General features: G+C 39.9%; 9 protein-coding genes. 2 read left to right on the forward strand and 7 right to left on the reverse strand.

Annotation, left to right across the window (positions count from 1 at the left end):
* Positions 1 to 96: 96 nt before the first annotated feature.
* The 5 genes from ACHWSC_RS19230 to lysS all read right to left on the reverse strand — a co-directional run bounded on the left by ACHWSC_RS19230 (position 97) and on the right by lysS (position 5,404).
* Positions 97 to 498: an OsmC family protein gene (locus tag ACHWSC_RS19230; RefSeq protein WP_394677830.1), complete on the reverse strand. Its 402-nt coding sequence runs from the start codon at positions 496 to 498 to the stop codon at positions 97 to 99.
* Positions 499 to 510: 12 nt separating this feature from the next.
* Positions 511 to 891 (reverse strand): methylglyoxal synthase, encoded by a 381-nt coding sequence (locus ACHWSC_RS19235; protein WP_046673562.1) that lies wholly within the window; start codon positions 889 to 891, stop codon positions 511 to 513.
* Between the two features lie 71 nt (positions 892 to 962).
* A complete protein-coding gene (locus tag ACHWSC_RS19240; protein WP_075992759.1) occupies positions 963 to 2,195 on the reverse strand; it encodes a nucleoside recognition domain-containing protein in 1,233 nt (410 codons plus the stop codon).
* Positions 2,196 to 2,226: 31 nt separating this feature from the next.
* A complete protein-coding gene (locus ACHWSC_RS19245) occupies positions 2,227 to 3,282 on the reverse strand; it encodes a patatin-like phospholipase family protein (protein ID WP_075992758.1) in 1,056 nt (351 codons plus the stop codon).
* A gap of 403 nt (positions 3,283 to 3,685) precedes the next feature.
* The gene (gene lysS, locus ACHWSC_RS19250) at positions 3,686 to 5,404 is read right to left on the reverse strand and encodes a lysine--tRNA ligase (protein WP_120334298.1); all 1,719 of its coding nucleotides are present in this window, start codon (positions 5,402 to 5,404) and stop codon (positions 3,686 to 3,688) included.
* Between the two features lie 326 nt (positions 5,405 to 5,730).
* On the opposite strand from lysS, the gene ACHWSC_RS19255 reads away from it, so the two are divergent.
* Together ACHWSC_RS19255 and ACHWSC_RS19260 are read left to right on the forward strand one after the other, a co-directional pair.
* The gene (locus ACHWSC_RS19255; protein ID WP_394677831.1) at positions 5,731 to 6,336 is read left to right on the forward strand and encodes an RNA polymerase sigma factor; all 606 of its coding nucleotides are present in this window, start codon (positions 5,731 to 5,733) and stop codon (positions 6,334 to 6,336) included.
* Between the two features lie 14 nt (positions 6,337 to 6,350).
* On the forward strand, positions 6,351 to 7,712 hold the full coding sequence (locus tag ACHWSC_RS19260; protein WP_394677832.1) for a hypothetical protein: 1,362 nt from the start codon (positions 6,351 to 6,353) through the stop codon (positions 7,710 to 7,712).
* A gap of 80 nt (positions 7,713 to 7,792) precedes the next feature.
* On the opposite strand, the gene ACHWSC_RS19265 is transcribed toward ACHWSC_RS19260, so the two are convergent.
* Positions 7,793 to 8,404: an HAD family phosphatase gene (locus tag ACHWSC_RS19265; RefSeq protein ID WP_070568850.1), complete on the reverse strand. Its 612-nt coding sequence runs from the start codon at positions 8,402 to 8,404 to the stop codon at positions 7,793 to 7,795.
* A 131-nt stretch (positions 8,405 to 8,535) separates the two neighbouring features.
* The gene (locus ACHWSC_RS19270) at positions 8,536 to 11,706 is read right to left on the reverse strand and encodes an efflux RND transporter permease subunit (protein WP_120334301.1); all 3,171 of its coding nucleotides are present in this window, start codon (positions 11,704 to 11,706) and stop codon (positions 8,536 to 8,538) included.
* Positions 11,707 to 11,725 lie beyond the last annotated feature (19 nt).

The raw sequence follows: 11,725 nt of genomic DNA on the forward strand, positions 1-11,725 counted from the left end.
GGACAAGTAAACCTTTACTATTCGATTCTATCGACTATTAAAGGTCTTTTTTGCGCGGACAAATATAAATAGTGTTATCTGTTATCCCAAGAAACATTATAAATGATTTGAAGTTATTACAATAGGATTTGATAATATTTTATGAACAGGACACTTTTCAGCTATTTTAAACAAACGCTGCTTTTGAACCTCATCTAAATCTCCCTTAAAGCTAATAAAGCATTGTATATAGGTCGTTTGCTGCTGTTCACTTGTTTGTACCTCATAAGATAAACGCACCAGCACTTCCTCCAGGGACCAGTTTTTGCGGTCAGCATACATTTTGACTGTAATGGCTTTGCAGCTCCCTAAAGAGGATAGTAATAGTGGAGTAGGGTTTATGCCCTGATCTTTACCGCCTACATCTTCGGGTTCATCAACCGTTATTTGATGTTTGCCGTATTGTACTGTAGTTGTATAGGGTGTTTTCCCTATTGAAACGATTACTTCATTGTCCATAAGCGATTAAAATTATGATTCCACGTCTTCTAATAGTCCTTCAATGATGAGGCTTCCTGTTGCAGGGTTTGTTGCCAAAGGGACATTATAAAGATCACATACACGCATGAGCATCTGAATATCTGGTTCATGTGCATGTTTTCCTAGTGGATCGCGAAAGAAAATAATACCATCAACTTTTCTTTCGGCCGCCAAAGCTGCGATTTGTGCATCACCACCCATGGGGCCGCTCAATTTCAATTCCACAGGCAAGCCTGTCTGTCTGACATAAGAGCCCGTAGTACCTGTGGCAATGATATTGGCGCGCTCCAATAATTCCTGGTGGTCTTTGACAAATGCGACCATTTCAGGTTTTTTGCCGTCGTGGGCTATTAGTGCAATTGTTTTTTTCATCAGTATATAATTATATGTAAAAGAATCGGCTCAAATCTAAAAACAGAACCTTTCTAGATCCGTTTTGTATACTATTTAAAAAATATATAGGATATAATAATTGCGGCTATCACACCAGCCAATTCAGCTAGCAGAGCGCAGGGTAATGCATGCCGTGTACGCTTTATTCCTACTGCACCAAAATATACCGCGAGGACATAAAAAGTAGTTTCTGTTGATCCCTGAATAACACAAGCAACCCTGGCAGCGAAGTCCATTGGCCCCTTGGCATTCATCAAATCGACCATAAGTCCACGTGCACCGGATCCACTGAGCGGCTTCATAAAGGCAACAGGTAAAGCGTCTACAAACGATGTATCTAGACCACATAATGCGATAGCTTTGGAAATTCCAGCGACCATATAGTCCATGGTTCCTGATGCTCTAAATACAGCGATACCGACAAGCATCGCGACGAGATAGGGTATTATTTTTACAGAGACTTCGAAGCCCTCTTTGGCACCCTCTATAAATGAATCGTATACATTCACTTTACGGAAAAGAGCCAAACCTATAAAAGAGGTGAATAAGCTAAATAAAATAAGATTGCCGAATACCTTACTGAATATTTCAATTTCTGTTTGTTGCAGTCCCGAAAAGTAATAAAGTAGTCCACCGATAAATAGTCCCATTGCTCCCAGGTATCCTAGAATTACACGGTTAAATAAATTTATTTTTTGGTAGATGGAAACGAGAATCAATGCCACCAATGTGGAAAAGAAGGTTGCGATCAGAATTGGCAGAAATACATCTGAAGGATCTGGTGCACCAGCTTCTTTCCGATAAGCCATAATTGAAATAGGCAAGAGGGTTAAGCTAGATGCATTGAGCACGATAAACATGATTTGTGCGTTGGTAGCTGTTTCCTTATTTGGATTGAGCTCCTGGAGTTCTTTCATGGCTTTAAGCCCCAATGGCGTTGCCGCATTATCTAACCCTAGTGCATTAGCCGAGAAATTCATAAGAATAGAACCAAGCGCAGGGTGATTTTTGGGTATCTCTGGGAATAGTTTATGGAAAAAAGGTCCCACGATTTTTGCGAAGATATTGATCATACCGCCTTTTTCGCCAATTTTCATAATCCCAAGTGCAAAACTCATCATGCCGATCAGTCCTAAAGAGATTTCTGCTCCTGTTTTTGCACTGTCAAAGATTGAATTTACAATTTGCTGAAAGATTTCCGTATCTCCGAAAAAGATTAGTTTTACAAGGGCTACGGCAAATGTGATTAAGAAAAATGCAACCCAAACGTAGTTTAATGCCATATAGATTTAAAATATGCGTAAAAGTAATCTTTTAGAACTTATCCATCAACTGGCTCCATGGATTTTTCTTCTTATTTTGACTCTTTTCTTTAATGAGATGCGCAACGATATAATCCAATGTATCCTCATGCTCACTGATCATTTTATCGGATAAGGAGATCAACTTCTGTATATTATTGGGCGAGGCTGCATCTAATGATGCATTGATGCTCGACAGATTGGCTGGTTCTATGCGTAGATAATTCTGTTGCTTACCGTTACTTTGAAATAGTTGCCGAATAAAAAATTCGGTACTTTCAGAAGAGGCACTTGTCATAATGTCAACTAAAGCTGGACCGATTTGTATAGCAAGTTTCTTTTTAAAATGTTCGTAATTATAAGCTGTTTTTGACATTCCGGTACCTAAGGATACCATAAACATGTCGTTTATCTGCGTGCTGTTAAAAGCCTTTAAAACTTCAAGTAAACCACATATGGAGGGGTTTTGAGCAAACACACCGCCATCAATCAAAGGGTATCTTGTTTTTGAAAGCGAATAGATCTCTGCAACAGGAAAAAATGTGGGTGCAGCAGATGTAGCCTTGCAGACATCTTTAAGGTAGAAATCCCGTGCTTCCCCGTGCGTAATTGCCTTTTGTTGTCTAAAAAAATGATTCTTCCGCAATTCAATGTTATACGCAGTGATGATACAGGGTTTGATAAGATGGCTCAATCGTGCATTTTGAAAGTACTCATCCAAAACGTCTGATAATGTGTTGGACGAGTAGAGTTCGCTGACAAGACCAAATCCACCTAAAAAGCGTCGCCATTTGGAAGCGTTGAAAATTTCAGTACCATGATTAACAAATAAATTTAATGCATCTCGCGCGGAAAATTTAGGATGGGTGGGATTGCCTTCTTCTGGATACAAAAGAATACTTGTCAGAATTCCACCGCTGCTTGTGCCCGCAATAAAGTCAAAGTAGGAGGCAATCCGCGCATTGGGATCCATGGTCTGCTTTTGTAACTTCTCTTCCAGAGCGACGAGAACCATTGCAGGAATGATACCCCGGATACCACCACCATCAAGCGCGAGAATATTCTTCATATGCCAAAAACTGATTTAGTTAACGATATGTAAATATAATAAATGTCTTCAATTGACAGGAGTCATATATTAGTGACAAATGTGTCCTACATCCTGTGCTTAAATGCATAGCACATCTTTTTAGCAGCCTTACTTTGTATTGCATTGTGCTATGCGCTAAACAGCTTCTGAATTAATGGGGATTTACCATACTTATTGTAGGGGGGTAATAGGGGGTTAACAAGGATTTACCCCTGTTATACCCCTGCTAACCCCCTGTTAACCCCCTGTAATCTCCCTGTTAGTGTAGGAGCTGATGAGAAGATTATAGGAGTTTGGTATTAGCTGATACGCCACATAAAAACAAAAAAAGCTGCCTCAAAATTTTATTGAGGCAGCTTTTTTAGCTAGTATAGATACCGATTTAATTGAACCAAGCAAATACTTCGTCTTTCGTTGGCATATTGATATCTAGTTTCAGTTTTTTACGCATACCACCAAGATCATTAAAAACCTTGTTCGGATTCGCTTCTTTTAAAGCTTCAATGGTTGTAAAACCCATTTTTTGTAAAGCAGGAACCCAGGCCGCAGGAATGCCTTGTTCCTCATAATCTTTTACTTCTGCTACTTTGGCGACTTTTTCAGGTCTCATTTGTGGGAAGAAAAGAACTTCTTGGATTGACGCATTATCGGTCAAGAACATGATTAAACGGTCCATACCGATTCCAAGTCCAGAGGTCGGCGGCATTCCATATTCCAATGAACGTAGGAAATCCTGATCAATAAACATGGCTTCATCATCACCTTTTTCAGAAAGACGTAATTGATCTTCAAATCGTTCACGTTGATCAATTGGATCATTAAGCTCTGAATAAGCATTGGCAATCTCTTTTCCACAAACCATCAGCTCAAAACGCTCGGTTAAATCAGGATTATCTCTGTGCTTCTTCGTTAAAGGAGACATTTCTTTTGGATAATCTGTAATGAATGTTGGCTGGATGTAGTTTCCTTCACATTTTGCGCCGAAAATTTCATCGATCAATTTGCCTTTACCCATGGTTTCGTTTACGTCGATGCCCATTCCTTTGGCGGCAATACGGATTTCGTCTTCAGATTTTCCAGTAATATCAAATCCAGTGAATTCCTTAATGGAATCTGTCATCGATATCCGTTTATACGGTGCTCTAAAGTCAATTTTATGTTCTCCGAAGGTAGCTTCAGTTGTACCGTTTACAGCCAACGCACAATGTTCTAACAGACGTTCTGTAAAGTCCATCATCCAGTTGTAGTCTTTATAGGCTACATAAATTTCCATTGCGGTGAACTCTGGATTGTGGGTACGGTCCATTCCTTCATTACGGAAGTTTTTAGAAAATTCGTATACACCATCAAATCCACCAACGATTAGTCTTTTTAAATAAAGCTCGTTGGCGATACGAAGATATAATGGAATATCTAAAGCATTATGGTGTGTAATAAACGGACGTGCTGCAGCACCGCCTGGAATGGATTGCAGGACAGGTGTTTCTACTTCCATATAACCCGCGTCGTTAAAGAACTGACGCATCGCATTGAAAAGCTTCGTACGTTTGATAAATATGTCTTTGTTACTTGGATTTACGATCAAATCCACGTAACGCATTCTATAGCGTTGCTCTGGGTCTGTAAAGGCATCAAAAGTTTTACCTTCTGCAGATTTAACGACAGGTAGGGGACGTAGCGATTTGGATAAAACGGTAAGTTCTTCTACGTGTACTGCAATAGCCTCGGTTTGTGTTGTGAAGACATAGCCTTTGATACCAACGATATCTCCGATATCCAATAGCTTTTTGAAAACGACATTGTATAGGTCTTTATTCTCATCAGGACATACATCGTCACGCTTAATATAAGCTTGAATACGTCCGGTAGAGTCTTGAATTTCAAAGAATGAAGCACTACCCATCACACGACGACTCATGATACGTCCAGCAATGGTAATGTTCTTATAATTCAATTTATCTCTATCGTAATTTTCTAAAATATCAGCAGCATGTGCATTGACGACAAATTCGTTTGCTGGAAATGGATCAATTCCCATATCCAACAACGATTGCATCGCTTGTCTTCTAAGTTGTTCCTGTTCGGATAATACAGTACTCATTCGGTATGAATAATATTTAAAATGTGAAAATCACGCAAAAATAGCCATTTTTTTCAATTCTTTTTATGGATTTTTTTTGAAAACACTGTAGCGAAAGGAAATGGCATTCCGTTATATGGGATAAAAATAGTTAAATAGTGATATTATTACAAGGGGACATTCGACTATTTGATTTTGAGTTTTATAATTTTAATTTCGTTATCTCCTCGAAAAAAACGTTCATAATGAAGGGGAGAATTCGATAGATTGTTTACATGGCATGTGTTATTGATTGCATATGAAAGGCAATTTGTCTAAGTTTGAAACTTAATAATTAAATGGTTTAAGTGGGTATAATTCGGTCATATTTTTATAACAAGAAGCTATCATCTTTACATGATGCCTTAGAACGTTGCTTGCGCGATCGTGAGGACGGCAAGGCCTTCGTTTATAAGAAGTATTATGGTTATCTCATGGCTATTATTATTCGTTATGTAAAACAGGATGTGGACGCCGAAGAGCTCGTGAATGAAAGCTTTGTTCGGATATTTCGAAAATTGGAATCATTTAATAGGGATATTGATGATGAAAATCTCGAAAAATCGTTTAGAGCATGGATAGGACGAATTGCTGCCAATATTTCGATTGATTTTTTACGAAGTAAAAAGCAGTTTTATTCGGTTGAAGATTTGGGAGAAGGGGATATGCATACACCGGCAGTACAATTGGACAGTCGACTGGAGGTCAATGAGATTATGCGTCTGCTCGATCAGCTCCCTGAAATTCAAAAAACTATTTTTAATCTCTATGAAATTGAGGGGTATTCACATGATGAAATTGCCCAGATGCTTAATATACCAGATAGTACATCAAGGACTTATCTGACGCGAGCGAAACAAAAACTTAGAAAATTATACTTGGATTATACAGGCGTAGTTCAAGAAATAAGATAAATATTGTTGTTACGATGAAAGACAATAAGAAAAAGGAATTGATAGAAGAGATCATTGGACAATTAAAAGACCATGAACTACCTTATAAAGAAGGTTCCTGGGAGAAATTTGCCTCAAATTATGGCGTTTCAGCACATCGTTCCTCTAATTGGAAGTATTGGAGTGCTGCTGCGGCTGTGTTAGTGTGTTTTGGTGTAGGATATTGGGGGCTAAAGACGAATGTGGAGACTGATTCACCTGCAGTCGTTTTAACACATCTGCCAGAACGAGAAGATGTGTTAGGTGATCATAAGGATTTAAAAGAATCGATACAGCGTTCGTTATCGGATGTTACGGGCGATAGGATTGTAAGTGCAGAGGTATTATCAGCGAAGAAGCCCTATACCTATTCTGTGCCAGCGGACCATTCAACTGAAAATTTGGACAATCACCACTTGGTATTGAGCACTGGGCAATTAATGCGGGGCCACGATGTGGCTGTATCAGTCGATTTAAGAAGGCTGCAGTCCATGCAATTGAAAAATAATTCATTTTCAGCGCAGGTTGGTTTAACGGAAAGTGAAGTGGAACGAGTAAGCGCGTCAAGAAATACCACTGTAACGAATAGTGGGGTTATTGCTTCGGCCAATTCAGGGTTTATGTCGCCTGTTAATCAAACGCAACGCGATGCTGCAAAACTATCACAATTGTATGCTGCACAACAGGGGGGGGCAAGGAATAGTGTTGTACACACGAACGTTAACCAAGATAAGAAATGGGAAATGGGCGCTTTTGTATCACCTGCTTCTACGTCGGAAAGTATAACGTTGGGGGGCGGGGTCGCACTAGCCTATAATATTTCGAGTAAGGTAAGTCTTCGTTCGGGAGCTTCCATTCAACATTATGGAGCTGTTTCGGGTAATTCACCCATTACTCCTGCAATGGGATCAAATTCTCTTAATGCAGATGCGCCAAATTATATTTCTCAATCGAATTTGAATAATTCCTTTGCGATGCGGGCAGCAGATGCAAAAGATGCAAAGAGTAATGAACGGGTTTCAGGTAAAATCCTAACAGTTGATATCCCATTGGATGTTAGATACGCGATAAACAAGAATTTCTATACCTCAGTCGGTGTATCCTATGTTGGTGTATTGGATCAGGAACGGGCAACGATCTATGAAACAAATAATACGGAGTACAGACAAAAATCTCAAGACAAAAATGTTGATGATAAAGGTGTGAACGGCTTTATTAATTTTTCAGTTGGTCGGAAACAGAAAGTTGGAAAATTATCCATTTCTGTAGAGCCTTATTATAAAGCTCCAATCGGAAATTTGAAATCATCCGATTTGAACTATAGCAACGGGGGAGTGAAAATAATTACTAGTTTTTAAATAGCATAATGCTATAAAAAAAGCCGCAGTAAGCTTGAAGTTTACTGCGGCTTTTTTTATAGTCTGCAAATTGGGGTTTATTAAATTTCATCAACGCGAACCCAACCCATTCCTGCGGCTTTCGCACCTTCAACTCCTGGGGTCCCGTCTTCGTAGACCAGGCATCTTTCCGGAGCAATATTCAATTGAGCAGCTGCCAAAAGAAAGGGTTGTGGTGAAGGTTTTCCCTCAGCTGTATCTCCAGCACAAACCAGTGTTTCCAAATCATCCCATACACCAATGGTGGTTAATGTCATGGATAAGGTTGTTCTGGTTCCTCCTGAAACGGCAGCGATGTGTTTTTTACCTTTCTGATATTTTAGATGTTCAACAACGTAATCTACAGGCTTAGTCTTGAAAACATACTCGTCTCGAAAAATAGTAGACTTTAGTGTGGAAAATTCTTGATAATCGAAATCTACCTCATAGCGTTTGCTGATTTCCTCTGCAACAGCCACAGTGGGCCATCCGGCAGTTTCATCAATCAAATTGACGTCCAACTCGACTCCGTATTGTTTGGCTGCAGCTTTATAGGCTTGTTTATGTGCGTCCATATTATCTGCCAGGGTACCATCGACATCAAATAATAGTGCGTCGTAGGATTCGGCAAGAAGGTTTAGTAATTCAAATTTTCGTTGTGATTCAGGTGACATATACTTTTAATAGTGAGCGGTAAAAATAAAAAAATATAATTGGACGAGCAAAAAAGAAGCCTTTCCCTTGTTACAAGGAAAGGCTTCTTGCTGTTAGCTCCGTGTGGATTCTTCACAGAGGCAGCGTATAATTAGTGTGAACTTAAATTTTTCGCTTTCTCTTCATCGAAATTAGCTTCTAATTCAGCCAATTTTTTCTTACCATATGCCATACGTGTAATCACAACGAATAGCACCGGAACGATAAAGATCGCTAGGAGTGTGGCTGCAGTCATACCACCAAATACCGTCCAACCGATTGTTTGGCGAGAAATTGCTCCAGCTCCATGAGATAGCATCAATGGAATAATCCCCAAGATGAAGGCAAAGGAAGTCATGATAATTGGGCGTAAACGCAATTTTACAGCATCTAATGTCGCTTCATAAAGGTTCATCCCGATATCAACCCGTTCCTTAGCAAACTCTACGATTAGAATCGCATTCTTGGCAGCAAGTCCAATGATGGTGACCAGACCAATCTGTGCATAGATGTTATTATCCAATGTAGGGATTAATGTTAGGGTTAATATAGCCCCAAATACACCTAGTGGTACAGATAACAAAATGGAGAAAGGTACAGACCAACTTTCGTATAAGGCAGCCAATAGTAAGAATACAAATAGGATACACAACGCAAAAATTTGAATGGTCTTTGACCCGGATTGCATCTCTTGAAGAGATAGACCGGAGAACTGATAGTCAAAGCCTTCTGGTAATGTTTGTGCAGCCACTTCTTGCAAAGCTTTCAATGCATCTCCGGATGAGAAACCAGGAGCCGAACTACCATTGATCTCGATACTTCTAAAGATATTGTAGTGGTTGATGATTGAAGGCATTGTCATTAATTCGTACTTGACCAGTGTACCCATCGGTACAGGGTTACCGGAAACATTGTTGACATACAATTTGTTGATGTCTTCAATATTCATACGGTACGGAATATCAGCTTGTGTTACAACACGGTAACTACGACCATACTTTGTAAAGTCATTGACATAGCTACTTCCTAAATAGGATGATATTGTCGAATAAATACTTGAGATGGGCACGCCCATACGTTTTGCCTGTTCACGATTAACTTCCAATTTGTAGTTTGGAGAATTGGTATTAAACATCGTGTAGGCCATTCCAATTTCTGGACGTTGGTTGGCAGCCATCAAGAATTTACCTACTGTTGCTTCGAAATCTTTGATATTTACAGTTTGTAAATCTTGTACCTGCATAGAGAAACCACCAGATGTACCTAGACCCGGAATTGCCGGTGGCGTTACCGCCAATACCCGTGCTTTGGTATAACCCATGTATTTACCCATAATCATTCCCGCGATATCGTTTGCAGTACGTGTACGGGTTTCCCAAGGTTTAAGAGAAACGAATACTGTTGCACCATTGGATTTAAACGCGCGGTTTAGGATATTGATACCAGAAATTGCGGTAACATATTTGATTTCAGGGAAAGTCTTGTGTAGATCGGCTTCAATCTCTTTAAGGACTTCATTGGTACGTGCAGAAGAAGAACCTTCCGGCAAAGTAATACCTGCAAAAAATGCACCACCATCTTCCGAAGGAATAAACCCTGTCGGTTTGGTTGTAAACATCCAGCCTGTTCCGATAAAAATACACAACAGAATGATCAATACAAGTGGTGCTTTTTTGATTGCTTGTTTTACACCATTGGAGTATCTGATGGTCACCTTTTCAAACCATACATTAAATTTGTAGAAAAATTTATTCAAACCTTTGGCACCTTCATGTACTGCTGTTGGTTTTAATAAAATCGAACATAATGCTGGAGTTAACGAAAGGGCAATAAATGCAGACAACATAACGGACACAGCGATCGTGATGGCAAATTGTTGGTACAATTTACCGACCATCCCAGGGATAAAACCTACGGGAACGAATACGGCAGCCAAAATTAATGCAATTGCAATAACCGGAGCAGTGATATCGCCCATGGCGCGACGTGTCGCTTCTTTTGCATCCAGCTTATAATGGTCGATATAGTGCTGGACAGCTTCCACCACAACGATGGCATCATCCACCACAATACCGATGGCCAATACAAAGGCGAGCATGGTCAGGTTATTGACCGAAAAGCCAAACATCAGGAAGAAGATGAATGTACCGATGATGGATACCGGAATTGCCAATACGGGGATTAATGTTGCCCTCCAGCTTTGAAGGAAGAAAAATACCACCACTGTTACCAGGATCAATGCTTCAACTAGGGTATGGATAACCGAAGAAATTGAGGCATTTACTACCGAAACTGTCTCGTAACTGATGGTATAATCTACGTCAGTTGGAAAAGATTTTTTTAGTTTTTCCAATGCTGTCACAATACCTTCTGCGGATTCTACGGCATTTCCTCCCGGGGTCTGGTTAATCATCATCGCAGATGAGGTCATACCATTTACGGTAGATGATGTACCATAATTGAATTGACCCAATTCAACACGTGCAACATCCTTTAAAAGTACGATAGATCCATCTTTGTTGGTTTTTACAACGATGTTTTCAAAGTCTTCCGGATTCGAAAGGTCACTATCGGTAATGATTGGATATTCAAATACTGTCGAAGACTCTTGTGGACGTCCACCCACACTACCACCAGGTATGCGGGAGTTTTGTTCCGCAATTGCTGTTGATACATCAGCCGGAGTCATGCTTAAATTAGCCAATTTATTTGCATCTAGCCATACACGCATTGAAAACGGCTGACCAAAAGCGGTTACGTCACCGACACCTTTCACACGTAAGAGCGCGTCTTTAACGTATAAGTTGTTGTAATTGGCCAAGAAATTTTCATCTCTCGTTCCTTTTGGTGAAGTTAAGGCAACCAACATCAGGATATCGTTATTGGCTTTACGGGTTGTAATTCCCAGACGTCTCACAGCTTCGGGAAGGGCTGGTTCAGCGATTCCCACACGGTTTTGTACGTCTAAGGTCGCAATATCGATATCCGTACCTACTTCAAATGTCACCGTAATTGTTGCTTGACCATTTGACGTACTATTGGACGACATATAAATCATGCCAGGTGTACCATTGATCTGACTCTCGATAAGAGTTGTCACGGTTTGTTCAACCGTCTGTGCATCAGCTCCGGTGTAATTGGCCGTAACCGTTACTGTTGGAGGTGCAATAGAAGGATACTGGCTAATTGGCAACGTGGATACTGCAATGATCCCGATAATTGAAATCAATATCGAAATAACGATTGCGGTAACTGGCCTCTTAATAAATACTTCTGAAATCATTCTATATCTTTTAGATTCT

The organism is uncultured Sphingobacterium sp. (genome assembly GCF_964277905.1).
Classification (GTDB): domain Bacteria; phylum Bacteroidota; class Bacteroidia; order Sphingobacteriales; family Sphingobacteriaceae; genus Sphingobacterium; species Sphingobacterium siyangense.

Bases quoted from the DNA above. Each gene is read 5' to 3' on its own strand.
- ACHWSC_RS19235 (WP_046673562.1), bottom strand. From the start codon at position 891: ATGAAAAAAACAATTGCACTAATAGCCCACGACGGCAAAAAACCTGAA.
- ACHWSC_RS19240 (WP_075992759.1), bottom strand. From the start codon at position 2,195: ATGGCATTAAACTACGTTTGGGTTGCATTTTTCTTAATCACATTTGCC.
- ACHWSC_RS19270 (WP_120334301.1), bottom strand. From the start codon at position 11,706: ATGATTTCAGAAGTATTTATTAAGAGGCCAGTTACCGCAATCGTTATT.
- ACHWSC_RS19265 (WP_070568850.1), bottom strand. From the start codon at position 8,404: ATGTCACCTGAATCACAACGAAAATTTGAATTACTAAACCTTCTTGCC.
- ACHWSC_RS19260 (WP_394677832.1), top strand. From the start codon at position 6,351: ATGAAAGACAATAAGAAAAAGGAATTGATAGAAGAGATCATTGGACAA.
- ACHWSC_RS19245 (WP_075992758.1), bottom strand. From the start codon at position 3,282: ATGAAGAATATTCTCGCGCTTGATGGTGGTGGTATCCGGGGTATCATT.
- ACHWSC_RS19230 (WP_394677830.1), bottom strand. From the start codon at position 498: ATGGACAATGAAGTAATCGTTTCAATAGGGAAAACACCCTATACAACT.
- lysS (WP_120334298.1), bottom strand. From the start codon at position 5,404: ATGAGTACTGTATTATCCGAACAGGAACAACTTAGAAGACAAGCGATG.